Annotated in this window: 14 protein-coding genes; 1 reads left to right on the top strand and 13 read right to left on the bottom strand. The window is 45.9% G+C overall.

Features of this window, described 5'->3' with window-relative positions; translation table 11 throughout:
- Positions 1 to 3: 3 nt before the first annotated feature.
- Positions 4 to 1,101: an extracellular solute-binding protein gene (locus ELZ11_RS05860; RefSeq protein WP_137356449.1), complete on the top strand. Its 1,098-nt coding sequence runs from the start codon at positions 4 to 6 to the stop codon at positions 1,099 to 1,101.
- Between the two features lie 71 nt (positions 1,102 to 1,172).
- On the opposite strand, the gene ELZ11_RS05865 is transcribed toward ELZ11_RS05860, so the two are convergent.
- The 13 genes from ELZ11_RS05865 to ELZ11_RS05925 form a co-directional block, all read right to left on the bottom strand.
- Positions 1,173 to 1,661: a hypothetical protein gene (locus ELZ11_RS05865; protein WP_137356450.1), complete on the bottom strand. Its 489-nt coding sequence runs from the start codon at positions 1,659 to 1,661 to the stop codon at positions 1,173 to 1,175.
- A 343-nt stretch (positions 1,662 to 2,004) separates the two neighbouring features.
- Positions 2,005 to 2,868 (bottom strand): 23S rRNA (adenine(2030)-N(6))-methyltransferase RlmJ, encoded by an 864-nt coding sequence (gene rlmJ, locus ELZ11_RS05870; RefSeq protein WP_137356451.1) that lies wholly within the window; start codon positions 2,866 to 2,868, stop codon positions 2,005 to 2,007.
- 200 nt (positions 2,869 to 3,068) lie between these two features.
- Positions 3,069 to 3,977, bottom strand: coding sequence for a protein translocase subunit SecF (gene secF, locus ELZ11_RS05875; protein ID WP_137356452.1), 909 nt, complete (start codon positions 3,975 to 3,977; stop codon positions 3,069 to 3,071).
- A 3-nt stretch (positions 3,978 to 3,980) separates the two neighbouring features.
- Positions 3,981 to 5,774 carry a protein translocase subunit SecD gene (gene secD / locus ELZ11_RS05880; protein ID WP_374939803.1) on the bottom strand — a complete coding sequence of 598 codons (1,794 nt, stop codon included), beginning with the start codon at positions 5,772 to 5,774 and terminating at the stop codon, positions 3,981 to 3,983.
- A gap of 141 nt (positions 5,775 to 5,915) precedes the next feature.
- A complete protein-coding gene (locus ELZ11_RS05885; protein WP_137356454.1) occupies positions 5,916 to 6,410 on the bottom strand; it encodes a hypothetical protein in 495 nt (164 codons plus the stop codon).
- Positions 6,411 to 6,618: 208 nt separating this feature from the next.
- On the bottom strand, positions 6,619 to 9,378 hold the full coding sequence (locus tag ELZ11_RS05890; RefSeq protein WP_137356455.1) for a M16 family metallopeptidase: 2,760 nt from the start codon (positions 9,376 to 9,378) through the stop codon (positions 6,619 to 6,621).
- Positions 9,379 to 9,648: 270 nt separating this feature from the next.
- A complete protein-coding gene (locus ELZ11_RS05895; protein ID WP_137356456.1) occupies positions 9,649 to 12,423 on the bottom strand; it encodes a M16 family metallopeptidase in 2,775 nt (924 codons plus the stop codon).
- Positions 12,424 to 12,596: 173 nt separating this feature from the next.
- Positions 12,597 to 13,397, bottom strand: coding sequence for a LytR/AlgR family response regulator transcription factor (locus ELZ11_RS05900; RefSeq protein WP_137356457.1), 801 nt, complete (start codon positions 13,395 to 13,397; stop codon positions 12,597 to 12,599).
- 53 nt (positions 13,398 to 13,450) lie between these two features.
- Positions 13,451 to 14,491 carry a sensor histidine kinase gene (locus tag ELZ11_RS05905; RefSeq protein WP_137356458.1) on the bottom strand — a complete coding sequence of 347 codons (1,041 nt, stop codon included), beginning with the start codon at positions 14,489 to 14,491 and terminating at the stop codon, positions 13,451 to 13,453.
- Positions 14,491 to 15,786, bottom strand: a complete 1,296-nt coding sequence (locus tag ELZ11_RS05910; protein WP_244291629.1) for a hypothetical protein — start codon at positions 15,784 to 15,786, stop codon at positions 14,491 to 14,493. Before ELZ11_RS05910 ends, ELZ11_RS05905 begins: the two co-directional genes overlap by 1 nt.
- A gap of 80 nt (positions 15,787 to 15,866) precedes the next feature.
- Positions 15,867 to 16,649 (bottom strand): outer membrane lipoprotein-sorting protein, encoded by a 783-nt coding sequence (locus tag ELZ11_RS05915; protein WP_137357022.1) that lies wholly within the window; start codon positions 16,647 to 16,649, stop codon positions 15,867 to 15,869.
- A 40-nt stretch (positions 16,650 to 16,689) separates the two neighbouring features.
- Positions 16,690 to 17,985 (bottom strand): ABC transporter permease, encoded by a 1,296-nt coding sequence (locus ELZ11_RS05920; RefSeq protein ID WP_137356459.1) that lies wholly within the window; start codon positions 17,983 to 17,985, stop codon positions 16,690 to 16,692.
- On the bottom strand, positions 17,973 to 18,671 hold the full coding sequence (locus ELZ11_RS05925; RefSeq protein WP_137356460.1) for an ABC transporter ATP-binding protein: 699 nt from the start codon (positions 18,669 to 18,671) through the stop codon (positions 17,973 to 17,975). Before ELZ11_RS05925 ends, ELZ11_RS05920 begins: the two co-directional genes overlap by 13 nt.
- Positions 18,672 to 18,678 lie beyond the last annotated feature (7 nt).

Raw genomic sequence — 18,678 nt, forward strand, 5'->3', positions numbered from 1 at the left:
ACAATGAAAAAAACTCTACTAGCAGCACTACTTAGCACCACGGCATTTTCAAGTTTCGCATACGATGTAAGCACCATGACTTGGGATGAAATTGAAACTCAGGCGAAAAAAGAAGGCTCCGTCACTTTTTCGGTTTGGTATTTACAGCCAGGTTGGCGCAACTTTGTAAAAACCTTTGAAGCTGAGACAGGCATTAAAGTACGTATCCCGGAAGGTACTCACGATGGTAACCGCAACAAGCTACAAGCTGAAAGCCGCCGTGATAAAGGTTCAATGGACGTAGTAGCACTTGGCCCTACAGCACTGAACACATTCAAGCTAGAGAACACACTATTGACGCTTGATAAGCTGCCTGAAATTCAAAAGCTGAACCAATCAGCGGAAGGAATTCATTCACAAGGCTATGGTGTGACGTTCTGGGGTAACCAAACTGGTTTAGCCTACGACCCAAGCCGCATCAGCGAAGCAGATCTACCACAAACGTTTGAAGAGATGGAAAGCTACATTAAGAGCAACCCTAAAGCGTTTGGTGTGAACGATCCAAACGGTGGCGGTGCAGGTCAACGTTTTATCGAATCAAGCATTCGCCACGTTTCTGGTGAGTTTGATATGACAGACAAGCTAGACAAAAAAGTCGTGAAGTCTTGGGCACAAACTTGGGACTGGTTCCAGACAAACGAAGAAGACATGCTAATCACAGCATCGAACGCTGACAGCCTAACTCGTATCAACGATGGTGAAATCACACTCGCGCCAGCATGGGAAGATCACTTAGCTGGCTTGCAAAAACGTGGTGCTATCACAGAGCGTATTAAGTTCTACATCCCTGAATTTGGTATGTCAGGTGGCGGTAACTTCGTAACTGTTGCTAAAAACAGCCAACACCAAGCGGCATCATTAGTGTTCATTAACTGGTTAACGTCAGCGGAAACACAAACTGCGCTTAACGCTGAGTTCGGTACTGCGCCTCAACACCCTGAAGCGGATGCATCAAACGCATTAATCTCTCAAGAGATGCGTAACAACTCAACTGAACCGTTTAACTCTGAGTACAGCGCGTACTTGAAGAAGCAGTTTACACGTAACGTATTGATGCGCTAATTAGCCATCATTAATAAAAAAGGGCGCTTTCAGCGCCCTTTTTTGTTTCCCGGAAAACTATTGCTAAGGCGCTAAACCAACACCTCGCGGTCACTGCGATAAGCAGCAGTAAGAAAGCGATACCCCGTAGAGTCTTTTCTTAAGTATTCACGCAAGCAGCGCTTCCAACGTCCATCCTCAAAAAACATGTAGCACGCCCGGCTTTTAAAACTATCTAAGTCTGAGTCCATGCCACTTACCACCATATCTAAGGTATAACCAGTTTTCAGTAAATAGTCGTACAACGCATCTTCAAAAGCGGATTCAGGAATCGTCGATACTGCTTTCCAAAATACATTCGCACTCAATTTACCTTGTAATTGGTTGTACCAAGACGCGGCATTCCAGATGGTTTTAAACTTCTCTTGGTGGTGATATTTAATACTCTCAATGGCAAGCTGCTCCTCCAGTGCCGGGAATATATCAATCAGTTCTTCCCCGATTTTCCGAGCTGGCTTATCTGGGGAATGGATGAGCTTTGCGACCACCGCCCCCAACTTCTGTCGCTCTCTTTTATTCATCGGGTCAAATTCCTGATAAATACAAAACCACCAGTCCAATAGAACCAAGTATCACAATAGCCCCACCGACTAAGCCCGCGATCAATCCAATATTCAAAACAGCCTCTTTAGCGCTCATACCACGTCTCAAACCTACATAGAAAACCATTTTGACCATTGAAACGTCATATTTGAAGATCGGTTTTCCACAGTAATTGTTTGAAAATATTACGGATATTCGCACTCGTTATTGAACTTACCCTAGACAATCACTCGTCACTATCAATTGGCTGTTTTCATAATTACAGCCAATAAAAACGGCTTCCAAAAGAAAGCCGCTGTATGAAGAACTTGAACAAAGAGGTTAGCGTTTTAGCTGCCAATAACCTTCATGCTTAGTGGCAAGATGAGTATGTAGGTAATCCAGAACCTCTGTCACCATTGGGGGAACGCACTGCGGCGGGTTAAACACCAATAAACCACTACCTATCAGTCGATCGTCGTCTTTCGGATCTCTCAAACGCAGTTCAGCTTGAAGTGGTGTTGGAAGTTTGCCATCGGTAACCGCTTCGGTGCAATGATCTAAAATCAGGTGGCTCTTATCCTCGGTATAAAGCGGGTACCAGACTAACGCTGTAATATTCACTTGCTGTTGCCATGCAGCCACCAGCGCATCAATCACCGCTAAATATTCGCCATCGGTTTCATAGGGAGGGTCGATCACAATCAAGTTGTGTGACTGAGAGTCAGAAACGGCATGAGGCAATTGAACGAGCCCATCTCCAGCGAAGATGTGTAATTTACTGTCGATGTGTAGATCAGAACGGATTTGCTTGATGTTGGTCGCTAATAAGTCCGCTTCATCTTGCTGAATGTCGGAGAAGAAAAAGCTGTCATTGCGGCGGCCTTGTTCAAAACCGATCGCAGCAGAGCCTGGGTAGAGTGTCAGTGTTTCTTCTGGATTAAATGCAGCAAGAGTAGAAATGAAAGCGTTAAAGCTTGGTGGTAACGACTGTCTGTGCTTCCAAAGAAAGCCCACACCTTCTTTAAATTCACCAGCATGGTTTTTGGGCGCGGTTGTTAAATCGTAGCATCCAGTGCCCGCATGAGTATCAATAATATTCAGGCTTGGATGATTTTGAACAAGAGCCTGAATTAAAGACGCTAGCACTGGGTGTTTTAACGCATCACCATGGTCGCCAACATGACATTGGTGTCGATATTCCATTGTTACTTTCCTATTCGATAAGCCTCCTTTAACCATAATTCATTGATGGAAGGCTTACCTTATAGTGAAGTGTTTTTTTATGCAGAAGTGCACATATCCAACAATTTTTACCCTCAACGCTCGCGAAGTGGCACAAACCAATCACGAGCGCCAGCCGGTATGAACCTTTCATCATTGAACAGGCTCATACGGGACAATACTTAAGGATACGCCTCTTCCGTCTTATCAATCGGTTTTATTTGGTAATGGCTAGGCAGTAACCCAAGCATTTTCGGCAATGTGATTCCCACCGAAACCGATGACCAAGTTCCGCTGACAATGCCAACAACTAACGCAATTGCAAACCCTTGCAACGCCGGGCCACCTAGCAGCCACAATGCTGAAACTGTCATCAACGTGGTACCAGACGTCACCATAGTGCGCGAGAACGTTGCTTGGATAGAACGATTGATCAGGTTGTCAGTTTCACCGTTTGGGTGGCCGCGCAATATTTCACGAACCCTATCCGCAATAATGATCGAGTCATTCAAGGAATAACCTAGAATCGCCAATACAGCGGCTAATACCGTCAGGTTAAACTCCAGTTGTGTTGCAGCAAACAAGCCCAAAATGAGCGTCACGTCGTACACCAGTGCTGCAAGTGCACCTAACGCCAAACGCCATTCAAAACGCACACTCAAATACAGCATGATCAGAATGAAACACACTAAGATTGCTAAACCGCCTTGGTCTACCATATCTTGCCCAACTTGTGGGCCAACCACGCTGCTATTTAGCACATGTACTTGGTCGCTCACTTGCGCTAACGCTTCCACTAAAGTCGGCTGCGTTTGCTGCGAAATGTGATTATAACGAATGGTCCAGCGATCATGTTCTGCCATACCAACCACTTGCACATCTTGTGCAAAAGCTTGGTCAAGGTTGTGTTTCAGTTCAGCTTTGGTCACTTGTTCAGAAAGTTGAACCTCAGCCACGACTCCACCAGTGAAATCTAGCCCCCAGTTGAAGCCTTTCATTGCCACTAACGCAATCGAACTAATAAACAGCATCAAAGACAGGCTACACATCACTAGGCGCAACTTGGTCATCGCTTTGTCTGATATTTTCATGGCTTAAATCCTTACGTCGCGGCGCTGATCGCGCCCCCAAACTAAATTAATGATGGCGCGTGAAGCGAAAATCCCTGTGAACATGCTGGTTAGCAGCCCTAGTCCCAATGTCAGCGCGAAACCTTGAATCGGGCCATTACCAATCGCGTACAGAGCTATTGCGACAATCATGGTGGTGAAGTTGGCATCAAAGATAGAAGAAAACGCGCTGTTGAAACCAAGATCAATTGAGCTGGCAAAGCTGCGCCCTTCTTTCATCTTGTCGCGAATACGTTCAAAGATAAGCACGTTAGTATCGACAGCCATACCGACCGTCAGCACCAATCCGGCGATACCCGGTAAGGTAAGAACCGCGCCAGGAAGTAATGCAATTAAGCCAAACAAGGTCGTCATGTTGATGATAAGCGCTAAGTTCGCCACCCAGCCTAGACGGCGATACCACAAGGCTATGAACGTCAAAGTTAAACCGAGCCCAAGCGCTAATGCCGCAAAACCGTTAGTCACGTTTTCAGCACCTAAAGATGGGCCAATTGTACGTTCCTCAATGATGGTCACTGGCGCTGTTAACGAGCCAGCACGCAGCAGTAGGGCTAGCTCATGCGCTTCTTGCATTGTCCCTACTCCGGTAATACGAAAGCGACTACCAAGTTGAGACTGAATATTTGCTACGCTAATCACTTCGCTGGTTTGCTCACTCGCCCCATCATGATTACGGCTGTATTCGCTGTAGACTGTCGCCATCGGTTTCCCAATATTACGGCGAGAGAAATCTGACATTTTATGTCCACCAGCGGAGTCCAAGGTGATATTGACCTCAGCGCTGCCCATTTCACCAATGCCGCTACGTGCATCAATAATATGGTCGCCACCTAAAACGGCTTTCTGACCCACAATCACCGCGTTACCTTGATTATCTTGTAAGGTTTGTGAGCGGCGTGAAGGTGTTTCATACACGGAATGAAAAGCCAATGAAGCAGTCGCACCAATCACATCTTTCGCTGCAGCAGGGTCTTGTACGCCCGGTAGTTCAATACGAATTCGGCTTTCACCTTGTCGTTGAATAGACGCTTCAGTAATGCCTAATTCTTCAATACGACTGCGCATGATCTGTAAGTTCTGCTGCACCGTTAAATTGCGTAACGTACGGCGCTCATCTTCAGATTGGTTCAAAGTAAGCTGTTTATCTGATGCATGCAGCTGCCACTGTGGGAATCGTTCTCGCACTAACTTACGCGCAGCCGAAAAATCATCTTCAGTTCGGAACGTCAGCTGCGCACTGTCACCGACAATCTTGCCTCGGGTGTAGCGCACTTCGCTGGTCACTTCATCGATAACTGATTGAGCTTGCGCGTGATACACAGGCTCCATATCCACTTCCAGCAAAAACTGAACTCCACCGCGTAAATCTAACCCCAGTTGAATCGGAGAAAAGCCCATGTCAGTGAGCCATTTAGGCGCAGCAGGCTCCATCGCTAACGCTATGGTTGCACTCTCTGGCAACGTTTCACTAAGCACTTGTTTCGCCTGTGCTTGCTGCTGAGCATCTTCCAAAATTACGACTAAGCGTTGGTCTTTCTGATACGCAGATTGAGCTTGGATCCCGTGACTTGCCAAGTACTGAGTCACTTCCGTGGCATCTACGGTTTGGTGAGAACGATTGCTGATATGAACGGAGGCATTCTCGCCATACCAAGAAGGTAACGCACTTAAAATCATTACCACTACGGTGAACAATAACACCACGTACTTCCACTTGGCGTAGCGGTTAATTGGTTGTCTTGTGTTGTGTCTTTTCACAGTCAAGATCTCTTCATTTATTCACTAATTGTCTGTTCGCACACTCACCATTTAGAAAGCTTATTCAGCTGTCTAACCGTAGTAGCGACGAACCTTGCTTATTTGAGGCTGCGTAAACAGGCCTCTTCAGAGGTAAAGCAATTAGCTCAAAGAGTCTCGAAAATGGGAGAATTGGATATTGCTCTCTTTCCAGCCAGAAAGCCGGGAAGGAGGAGAGGAACTCGTGCTGGTCCAATGCTGAGTGGAATCCATAAGAGGAATCGCGGCAAGCACAAAAGCCAGTAATGAAGGCGGGAAAAAGTCGATGAGTAGATGATAAACAGGTTCTAGCTCCGAAGAAGCATCCTGATCATTACTCAATATACGACGAAATGTGTTGTACTGCAGAGCGGTCTGAGAGTCATGATAATTCGTGTTATCTGGAGAAGGGGTGACCGCTACGTTAGCCGAACATTGGACATCTCCAGCATTATCTAGTGCAGTGAGCGTAACCGCTCCGGTGAAGCCATCGCACACGTGACTAGCCGATGCGTTAGAAAGCGACGCTGTGTTATTAAACGAGTGCACATTCGCATTCACTAAGCCTAGGCTCAGTAAAAGCAGTAATAGCACAAGTCGAACGCCAAGCTTCAGCAAATCAATACAATCTCAAGTAATAACAACTTGCGACAATATAGAACAACCCTCTAAGTCACAATTGATTTAGAAGCGATGCTAAGCACATTTGACATAATGCTGACATAATCCATAACCACGAGAGCGGCTGCAATGAAAAAGAGCCTAGCTTCCCTCTCTTATTCGAGTGAAAAGTATCTAGGCTCTAGCGCTTTATTGTGCGGAAATCTTACCCTTTAGGTCGCATGATATTCTTTAATTTTCGACTTTCAGTTCCAAATATCCCAGCCGCATAATCCGATAGGTCTTGTGAAGTGATCGAGTCGGCCGTTGCCTGTACATCGAGCAACGCTTGCACTCCATAACCATGAATCAAGTAACGCGATATAAACCACGCTTGTTGTGTTGGCTTCACCGCAAGCGGCTCTAAGTCCGCGACCAACTGTTTGGCGGCGGTACGAGTTTCCTCTTCTGAAATCCCTTTCGTCGCTTGAGCCATTACATGATCAATCGCCTGCTCAATTTTCGCCGCATTTTCTGGAGCGATCTGAGAGCCAATTAACCAATCCGAGTTCGGCTCGCTGTCCTGCGAAACCGAATAAACATATGGGGCATAATCGAGGCTTAACTCTTCACGAACGTATGCGTTAAGACGGCGACTCAACACTCGTTGGAGCATGTCATCCATAAACACAGTCTTAGCCGTTCTCTCGTGAACTGAATTAGAAATAGTACGCAAGACATACTGACTGCTGTCTTCATTATTCAATGACACATCAATACGCTGTTGTGCTTGTTGGTCGTAAGCAACTTGGTAATTAGGCATAGCAGCGCTTTCCAACGGTAACGACGCCACGTATTGGCGAATCAGAGGCTTCAATTCAGACGGCCTAATATCTGCCACAATCACCAAGGTATTGTCACGCAGCTTCTGGAATAGTTGTTTATGAACTTCCAACACATCTTCACGCGTTACTGGCTCAATATCCGAGCTTTCCAACATGATATGACGACTGCTGTCTTGATAGCTGTTGCGGTTAACCATTTGAATAAACTCACCCAGTGGCGTTTCTAGGTAAGCGCTACGGTTTTGTGAAAATTCAGATTTCACGGCTTCTAATTGGTCTTCATCAACCTTGGTATCCGTAACTATGGTATAGAGCGCAGCGAGCCCTTCCGCGACACTTTTTTTCTTGGTCGTTATCTCCAAGCCATGATGAGTAAAGTTGATAAAAGGATAAATTTGAATATCTTTTCGCTTGAGATGCGCATCTAAGTCCGAGCCTGAAAATTCGCCCACACCACTACGTACTGCTGTAGGGATAGACACTTCAACCGCAGGGAACAAGGCCGGATCAAGCGCCGCTTTACCGCCTTCACTGGCGTAGTACATACCAACTTTCTTGCCGGCTTTAGCATTACGTAAATACCAAACGTCAATGCCATTGCTCAAGGTCCATCGTTGCAAGTTAGGATCTTCGTTGATTTGGCTTTGAGTCACAATCTCACCATGATGATCCGGTAGCTTAAACGCTGAGCTTGCGGTGACCAGCAAGGGTCTCTCACCATGTTTACGATACGCAGACTTTAAGCTATCAAGTTCACTTAACATGGCTTGACGGTCTTCATTCGCCGACAACCCCAAACCTACAAAATCAGGATGAGACAACAAATCGTCGATATTGTCATCAATCGCATCTAGGTCCGTTGTCGCAAGAAACTCTTTGAGGCTAGATTTGTGGTCGAGTTGAGATTGAACAGGCTGGTCAATAACCCTCGCTGTCGACTTACCATCAGCGTGAACCACCGCATCCATTTGCTCCCAGTTAGTCACAATATCGTCGAGTCGCTGTTGGTACTGCTGGATAGCGTCATTAAATTCACTTTCACTGACGCCGTAATCACGAAGTGAGGCAAGCGTTTCAATAAACTGTCGCTGACTCTGCTCACGATCCTTGGTTGGAAACCCAACGCTAGTGATCGAATAGCGTTGGTAATCTAATAAGTAAGTGGAAGAAACCGCCCATTGGACCGGTAATGCGGCATCAATGAACACGTTGGCCAGTCTCTGCTGAATGATTGCTTGAGAGATTTCATCCATCCATAACTGATGTTGCTGCTCACGGCTGTTAGTCACTCGCTCACCACGGTCAACCACAATACCGATACTTGGAGACTCACTCCCCGCGACATAAGCAACAAAATCTTCGTTGTTGTATTCGGTAGAGGTGAGTTTTATAGGTAGAGCAGTGTTACCTCTTTGCCAGCTGGAAAAGCGCTCTTCTATTAATGGAATCACTTCCGCCAACGTAACATCACCTGCGACAATGACTTCTGCTAGCTGTGGCTGATACCAAGTTTGATAGAAAGACGACAGCCCTTCAGCACTTGCTTGCGACACCGATGTTTTGGTCCCAAGCGGATCGTGATTAGCGTAAGGTGTATCCTTCACAAGGTGATCATAGAACTTATACGACAACGGCTTATCTTCCATACGCGAATAGCGGAACTCGCCTAAGATCACGCCTTTTTCTTTTTCAACTTCAACAGGGGAAATCGTTAGCCCATCACCAATATCTCTTAACCAAGTGATGGCTTGGTCCAAGTTAGATTTATCGGGTAAGTCCAATTTATAGAGCGTTTCTTGATACGCCGTATAGGCATTCAGATCAGCCCCAAAGCTTGCCCCAGATTCTTCAAACAGGTCTATTACATCATTCTGAGAAAAGTTCTTACTGCCGTTAAAAGCCATGTGTTCAACAAAGTGGGCATAACCTTGTTGCTGCTCTGTTTCTTGGAATGAGCCAGCATGGACGATCAAGCGAACGGAAACAGGTTGCTTTCTATCAGGGTAAACGTGGTACTTCAATCCGTTTTCTAATTCACCAGAGACCCAATACGGATCGGACTTAAGTAACGTTTGAGTGGGTGCGGTACTGCAGCCGAGCAAGGTAGTACTCAATGCGGCAACTAAATAATATGCTTTCATAACGATCTCTTTGCGGGATTTTTTTCAATATATCCCATCGCTAATGCATAGAAATTCCATATCAATTCAAGCTGTTAAATTTGGGGCAGACTCAGCTTTCCAGTGAAAGTGTTACATTTGTAAATTACAGATTCATCAACACTATTCCATTACGAATCAAGGTTACGGTTAATCAAGTACAGCGCTTCTTCAGAAACCTTCCAATAAAAAAAGCCAAGCGACATTCGCTTGGCTTTAAAGAAAAAACGTTTATGTGTCTCGCCTTCTAACTCAATCTTTGGGACGCATAATATTCTTCACTTTGCGGCTATTTTCACCGAACACACGCTGTGCGAGTTTGTTCATGTCTTCACTAGAAATTGAATTTACCGTTTTTTCGATATCGAATAACGCTTCCACGCCATAATCATGGAGAAGGTAGCGCGAGACAAACCATGCTTGATCAACCGGATTAACGTCTAACGGCGTAAAGTCCGCTGCCAGTTGTTTGCCCGCTGAACGCACTTCGTCTTCTGATATCCCTAGCAATAAATCAGCAACCACTTTATCAATCGCCACTTCAACCTTGTCAACGTTCTCTGGAGCGATAAGCGCCCCGACAAACCAGTCGTGACTCGGTTCGCCATCAAGTGATCCGGCATAAGCGTATGGCGAGTAATCCAAGCTCAGCTCTTCACGAATATACGCATCTAAACGGGTCGCAAGCACACGCTGTAGCAAGTCTTCCATGAAGACATCTTTCGCCAAGTTGCCTTTAACGGCTCCAACGCTCGCGGAAGGCTCAGCAATGACTCGCAGCATATACTCGGTACTATTTACATTGTTAATCGCCAGATCAAGGCGCTCTTTCGATGGATGCTTATAAGCCACTGTAAAGTCAGGCTTGACCGCATTTTCTAATGGAATCGACGCCAAATATTGGCTAACCAAAGGCTTTAACTCACTAGGGTCAATATCGCCCACAATCACGAACTGATTATGACGTAATTGGCCAAATAGCTGATGATGCACTTCTCGCACATCTTCAACTGAAACTGAGTCAACGCTGCTTGCCTCCATCAAAGCGTGGCTGCTGTTTGACTGGTAAGTATTCTGATTCATCGCTTGCGCGAATTGGCCAGCAGGGCTATCTAAATAAGATTCTCTGTCTTGGATAAACTCTTGCTTCACCGCCTCAAGTTGCTCTGGCGACACTTTTACGGATGTGACAATGGCATTCAATGCCGAAAAAGTTTCCGCTAGTCCCTCTTTTTTAGAGTTAAACTCGATTCCGTGGCGAGTAAAGTCGATAAATGGGTACACTTGAATATCGTGACTGTCTAGGTGCGCATCGAGCTCATTTCCAGTAAAGCTCCCAACACCGCTTCTGCCTATCGCAGGAAGCGCGATCTCAGAGGCAGGATACAAGCTAGGATCTAGCGCGTACTTCCCACCTAAGCTTGTGTAGTAAATCCCTACGTCATCCCCAGCAAGATAGTCACGCAAGTACCACATATCGATGCCATTGCTTAACGTCCACTTTTGAATGTTAGGGTCTGCATACATTTGCTCGACATTAACCACTTCACCCGGTGTACTTGGCACAGCAAAGGCATGAGTACCCAAGGTAGACGATGTAGGTCTTCCCGCTTCGCTATAGTGCGCTTTCAAGCCATCAAGCGATTGAGTGACCGCAACTTTATCTTCGCTTTCATCCATACCTATCACGATAAAGTAATCACTAGAGAGCAATGATTTAATGTTGGCATTGATAACATCAAGATCTAGCTCCGACAGAAACGCTGCTAGGCTCGTCTCATAGTCATTTTGTGACTGCACAGTTTGCTCTGCCAATAAAGCCGACACTTTATAATCTGCCTGTTGAACACCATCCATGCGATCCCAATCTTGCTCCACATTATCGAGCAAATCTTGGTAATAGTGCACTTCACTCACAATTTCACTTTCGGACACGCCATAGTCTCGCAATGAAGCCAATGCAGAAAGCAGCGCTTGCTGGGTGACTTCACGCGATCCAACAGGAAAGCCAACACTTGTCATTGAATAACGCTGAAACCCCACCACGTAGTTTTCAGACGCTACCCATTGTGTTGGCAAGGCTGCACCATTAAATGCAGCAATCAGTCTTTGTCGAATCAATTGCTGTGAGGTCTCATCAAGCCACAACTGATGTTGTTGGGCATGATCGTCGAGAATACTAGGCGCTCTATTACTCATTAAAGTAATACTCGGCGCTTCTGATTCCGCATATTCAACGTAATCACCTTCGTTAAACGTAGCGATTTTTTGTTTGACTGGTTTTGGCGTCTGTCCACGTTCCCAATCGGAAAACGTTTCTTCGATTAATGGGATTGCCGTGTCTAAATCGATATCACCTGACACAATGACTTCGGCTATTTGAGGTTGATACCAACGCTGATAGAAGTGCTTCAACTCGGCAGATGTGGCTTCTGTCACTGATACCTTAGTGCCCAGCGCATCTTGGGATTCATACTGACCACCAGCGATAAAGTGATCGTAGAATTTATCGGCAAACGGTTTATCGTCTAACCGCGCATAACGGAACTCGCCAAGTATCACACCTTTTTCTTTTTCAACTTCTGAGCTCGCGATATCTAAACCGTCACCAATATCACGTAGCCACGTTAGAGCTGGCTCTAATTGGGTATTATCCGGTAGATCTAATTGATAGACCGTTTCTTGGTAAGAGGTATAGGCATTGAGGTCTGCTCCAAAACTCGCTCCGGCATGCTCAAACAAGCTGATCACTTCGTTTTGAGAAAAGTTTTTACTGCCATTGAAAGCCATGTGTTCTAGAAAATGAGCATAGCCCTGCTGTTGATCAGTTTCTTGGAACGACCCCGCATGAACGACTAAACGTACCGCGACTGATTCTTCATGATCAGGGTAAACATGATAGGTAAGACCGTTCTCTAGCTGACCAGAGATCCAATCAGGATCTGGTTGGAGTAACGTTTCTTTTGGGGTTGAACTACAGCCAACCAAGGTAACGCAAAGCGCCGTTGCTAAATAATATTTGTTCATAACAACCTCATAATGTCATTCATCGACAATATACAGGTAGAGGTAATAATTATTATTTAATATTAATGCATGCGAATATCTTTGTGATCTTGATCTTTAATTTTATAAATTACTGCTGATTATCTGCGCGAAAAGATGAATGTCGAACAAGTGAAGTACGACTCACCTGCTCACTACATACCTTTGAACAGAGATTGGGAAGAGCGGCTAATCGGGAGCTTATTGCCTTCAATAAGGACTGACATTTGTCCCGTAAAGTCTTTTTTCACTTTATTAATCGCCGCAACTCTCACGACTGTCGAGCGATGGATCTGCCAAAATTCCTCGGGGTTTAGCTGCGCAAGTAGCTCTTTTAAAGAGCTGCGAATAATGAACTCTTCAATTTGCCCTTGTTCACCTTTTTTAAATACCGAAACGTATTTGTCTTCCGCTTTGAAATACAGAACATCGGCTACCGCGATCAGGTGCAAATCATCACCAGAAGTCGCTTTGATCCAATTTAAATATTGAGGTGTCGATACAGGTTGCGACAATTGTTGGATCTGACTCATCAACGCGGAGATATCGGGAAGAGCTTGCCCTTGTTCTCTAGCCTCCTCTGACAATCGTGATTTCAACTTTTCACATGTCGCCAGCAAGCGTTTTTCGTTGATCGGTTTCAGTAGATAGTCCACGGCATTTTGCTCGAATGCTTTCACGGCATATTCGTCGTAAGCGGTAATAAAAACCACTAAAGGCGGACTCGGTAGCTGGAGTAGTCGCTTGGCAAGCTCCATTCCATCGAGCTGAGGCATACGGATATCTAAAAACGCGATATCGGGAGATAAAGACTGGATGCTTTGCAGCGCTTCTGCGCCATTTTGCGCTTTAGCAATGACCTCTAATTCCGGCCAAACTTCCGCTAAAGTTTTATCTAAATGACGCCTTAACAAGGCTTCATCATCGGCAATAATGGCTGTGATTGCATGTTCCAATTGCTTTACCTCCGTCCTTTTTCTGTAGATTCACACTGTAAATTGATGGCGAATTATGCTGATTTAGGCAGCGTTATCATCGAGATCACGCCCCCTCCCTGTTGCTCTTTAATGGTCAATTTTGCTTTGCCATCAAATAAGGTATCAATTCGTTGGCGTATATTGGCCAATGCCATGCCATTCCCCGATGATGATGTAGCGTTATTCAACCCTGCACCATTGTCTGAAACCTGAATCTCCAATCCGTCCTTGTTCTCAGTAATGCAAACCTTGACTTCACCACCAGCCGCAGCAGGTTCAATGCCGTGCGTCAGCGCATTCTCAACCAAAGGTTGGATTAAGAAAGGCGGGAGTACCATTGAACGATCAGCGCCGTCAATCTCGATCGAAAACTTGAGCCTCTCGCCTAACCGTATTTTCTGTATGTTCAAATACGCATCAATTAAATCGAGTTCTTGGCCTATGGTCGATTGCTCATTCCGACTATTGTTCAACGTCGCTCTGAGTAAATCCGTCAGCTTCTCTAACATCAACTTGGCTTTATCACTGTCAGTTTCTATGAGCACGCTGATATTGGCGAGTGTGTTAAACAAAAAATGCGGTTCAATTTGGCTTTGCAACTGCTTTAGTTGACTCAGTACCACCACCTTTTCTTGATCCGCTTGGCGGCGCTTAGCCACTTCTAGCTCATTATCTGCAATAAGCTTTTGCTCTTTGGTGTAAAAGTAGTAATAACAAATCGCGCAAAAAATTACGCCGAGTAGCACAACAGATTTCAGCTCAGAAAAACTCTCCCCCAAAAATCCATTAAGCCAATATTGCGCATTAATCGTTCCGAGAGCGATCGCGATGAGCATTGAACCGAGTGTTTCGACCCACTTCGGCGCCGTCGGGAAAAGTTTTACAATCGCTAAAGATGATAACAGCGCGCTATAGCCAAACCCAAAGCTAATCAATAAGCTAACCTGTAATTCGCCACCCCAAATAGTTTGGGTCGTAATCGCAATCAAAGTGCAGAACACCGTCGTGAGAAGGGCACTCTTTACCCACGGGAAGCATCGTGATTGTTTAGAATGAGATGTTGAGCCTGTCATTAAAATCGTCCTTTGATATTTAGTAGAATCATATGGCTATCAGGAAGGTTGGCGTAAGCAGAATCACTCTTGCCAGATAAAAACCGTGCTGCAAGTTCCAGATCCACAGAAGAGACACCGGTATCAGAAACTCGATAGTTGATCCACTGGGTCGCAATAAAGCCGCCATCTTGTGGGGTATACATCAGATCAAAAGTAGGGGTTAAGTTATCTAAAAAACCAAGTACATCCCCCCACGAATTACCAGCGTCGGTAGGCAGAATCTGCGACCAAGCGCTTGAGTCTAGCGACCAATGAAATAAGATATTATGCTCGACGACATTCGCATGCTGATACCCCTGAAGGTAAGATGCCCCCAGCGCAGAGCTTTGCGGTAGTGATGTTAATACTTGTGCATTGCTCATTGCCGACTCCCACTCAGACTGGCTCCACGCACGGCTATCAAACCAATACTCTAAGACTATATTCTGACCGATGTCATCAGCCCATGTGATACCCATGAGCCCTTGAAAAGCTTCTCCTTGTTCAGTCAATTCTACAGGCCCACCTGCATGACTTGGTATTTGATACCCAAGGCTTTGCCGTTGGTAAACCGCCGAACCATGAAGCTCCCACGCGTCATTAAGCACAGTCACTATGCTCGCCCCCAACAAGCCATGACGCACATCATCGTAGTAAGCGAGCCACTGGTATTCATGCGCGCCCAACATGTTATAGCGGCGAACACCAATGCCTTGCTGCTCGCTGTTTTGCTCCAATGAGTTCACATCTTGGGAAGTCCATGAAGAATCACTGTACAGCAATGTCCACTCGCCCGTTCCATCAAACATCGACACTGACGCCACCCCGGCCCCTTCCTCCGCAACAATGCCTACTGGGTTTTGTCGGTAAGGTTTAATCACATCCAATGGGCGATAGCCATAACCTACGCCCCAATCTAACCGTACCTTACCCAGGGTGATATCAAGATAGTGACCGCCAAACACAGACTCAGGTAACTCAATACCGCCCTGCCAAAAAAGCTCCCTAATGATAAATTCAGATTCTGTCTCTGGGCTCGTTGAGTTAGTCGTGTGGCTGTATAAATCGTTCGCTTTCACCGCAAACAAACCAAGCCATTCGCCATACGTCAGCTCTAGATCTAACAAAGCATTCACCGACTGAGAACTGTGCTCATTATTAGGAATAAAGGGCGTTTCTCTCGATTGGACCGACTCAGCGCTCACTTGCCAATCCCATGCCATATTCCACTCTTGAGCAACAGCGGTTTGAATAAAGAAAACGCTGAATAACATGCCTAGCAAGCTGGTCAGTCGCAGATTTCTTACTCCGCTTAGCCTAATTACCTTTTTTACCCACATACCAATAGCCATGGCTACAACCCTGAGACCTTATTACGCGACAAAAAAGCCGGGTTGTAATATTTATCTTCTAACGCCTGCTCAATGATCTCTTGATATTCGATGACGGTTTTCTTGCTCGGCTGAATTTTGTCGAGCAGAGTCATCGCCGTAACACTCGGTAAATCGTTTCTCACGCCTTCTTGAAACCATGCTTGTTTGGCTAATTTTCCCGAACGCAAATACATGTCGGCTTTGACAGGAAAAGCGCGATCAGCGGTTAGCCATAAATCAATATGCTGATAGCTAGCACCTTTTGTTTTGGCGCTCAATTTCAGGTGTTGAGTGGCGATTTGCTCTCCCGACGACAATGTTAATGTGTGCGTGTCTATCCACTCCCCTTGGTAATCTTCGCTCCATGTCAGCGTTGAAATATCTCCAACCGATGCCTCGCCAAGCAGTTTTTGCATCGGTGTGATCCGAATTGGCCTACGGCTTTTTGGCATCAACAGCCAGTAGTTATCTTCAATCATCAGCATTTTTTGCCCAGCTTCAACAGCAGACTTAAACACCACCAGCGATTCTCGATTAGGTCGGGTATACACATTATACAGACGGGTCTTATCCAGTTTATCGTGCTCGTACAAGGTAACCAAAGACACCACTTTCGACGCTTGCTCCGCGCTCAACCGATAACGGTCGGCTTGCGCTATCATCTCAGTAACGCGTTGTTGGCTTAGCGCTTCCGGTTCGCTTTCGTGAGTCGTAGTAGCCCCTGACGCTGCTGCCTGAGGTAACCAAGCTTGCAGGCTAAACATCAAAGCACCACTCAACAGCAATCGAGATTTCACTTTAAAGTTATACATACACTAATGCCTCCGTGATTGGCTTGTTAACGCCTTTTTTCGCCGATAAGTAAGCTGCCCCGATACAAATCAGTATCACGCCAGCGGTCGCATACATTGCCAATTCAAAAGAGAAATAAATATTTAATGGGTACCCCTCGGTTCGCCCTGGCGGAGGCGGCATTTGCACATCAACAATCAATAACACCATGCTGACCACAGCCGTTACGATTGCGCCAAGCACACTTCCGATTAGGGCAAGTAGCCCTGCTTCTTTCAAAAAACCTGATACGATTTCAGACGGGTAACTTCCTAAAGCAGATAAAGTACCAATTTCTCTGGTGCGCTCTGTAACCGACATGGTCATCGTATTAAACAAAGCCACAAACACCACCAACGCCATAACGGCCCCCATGATTCCAAAGATACGGTCGTACAGATCTTTTACTTTGGTATAGAAAAATGCGCGATCTTGCCAAGGGGTGATCTCTACTTGTTGCACCCTAGATGACTCTTTCGGCAGTTCCATGTTCGCGAACTGCTGCTCAAGCCTCTGCAGCACGGTGTCAGTTAACGACGTTTCAAAAAGGAAAACCGACAAAGTGCTGACTTTATCTGACGCCAGTAGCTCTTGCGCACTGGTGACATGTATATACAGCTGACGCTTATCAAGCTCTGGCACGCCCGTTGAGTAAATGCCACGCACTTTGAAATCAAAAGCGTTCAACGCGCCTTCGCTGGTGGTCGCCAGCAACGTCACCCAATCGCCGACCGTCACCTTCAGGTTGCGAGCTAAATCGATACCTAACATAACTTGAGGTTCATCAGCGTTATAACGGGTTGAATTCACGTCTGATAAAGTTTGCCCGCTTTGTACATCGAGAAAAGGCCCTTTCATATCGAACTCTCGTTCATTCACTCCTGTACCCATAAAGATGGTCGACTTAGTCCCATTCGATACTAAACCGCTAAAATAGATACGCGGCTGCACTCCGCGAACATCGCTGTCACCAATGATCCCACGAGTTAACACCTGCGCACTATTCAACCCATTGCTTAAAGGCATCTCTTCATCCGACTCAAAATAGCCAGGAATACTGATCGTAAGGTGGCCCGTGTCACGCGCGGTTGATTCTCTAAGCGACTCATAGGTATACAAGCCGTAACCACCCGCGCTTGTTAAGGCAAATACTGCGATGGCAATGATCAGAACCGACAACAAACTGCGACGGCCATTTCTCAATAAATTAAGCCCAGCAAGTCTTAAAGAATCAGGCACCCATGACGATAACTCGATTAACTTGCCCATGATACGACCTCCCTATCCGCCACTTCTGACACAAGCTTCCCATCGAGCAGCTCTATCTTACGATCACAGCGACTCGCCATTCTCGGATCATGGGTGGCGACAATAAAAGTCGTGCCCATTTCATGCCCGAGTTCTTTCATAATATCGATGACAAGGTTAGCTGTGTGACTATCAAGGCTTGCGGTTGGCTCATCAGCAATGACCAAGCTAGGGTTATGGATAAGCGCTCTTGCGATCGCGACACGTTGTTGCTGACCTCCAGACAAATTGTCTGGCTTATGCTGAAGAAACTGCCCAAGCCCGACACGTATTAACATGGCTTCAGCCCTCTCTCTTTGTGCCGTTTTACTGAGCTTATTCAGCATTAAGGGATAGGCTACGTTTTCGAGCGCGGTCATGACTGGGACTAAATTGAATTTTTGAAAAACGAAGCCCAGTTGTTGCCTGCGAAAGCGAGCCGCTGCCATTGGGTCTACAGGGTAAGGCTTACCTTCTATTTGAATTCTGCCTTGATAGCCCATATCCAATAAACCCAAGATATTCAGTAAAGTGCTTTTTCCTGAGCCCGATGGCCCACATAAGGCCACCATTTCACCTTTTTGAATTTGCCCACTCACTCCTCGTAAAGCGGAGACCTTTTGGGTTCCTAGTCGGTAATTTTTATGCAGTTTTTTAAATTCAATCATGACGTTT

The organism is Vibrio profundi, from assembly GCF_005281835.1.
In the GTDB taxonomy this organism is placed as follows: Bacteria; Pseudomonadota; Gammaproteobacteria; order Enterobacterales; family Vibrionaceae; genus Vibrio; species Vibrio profundi.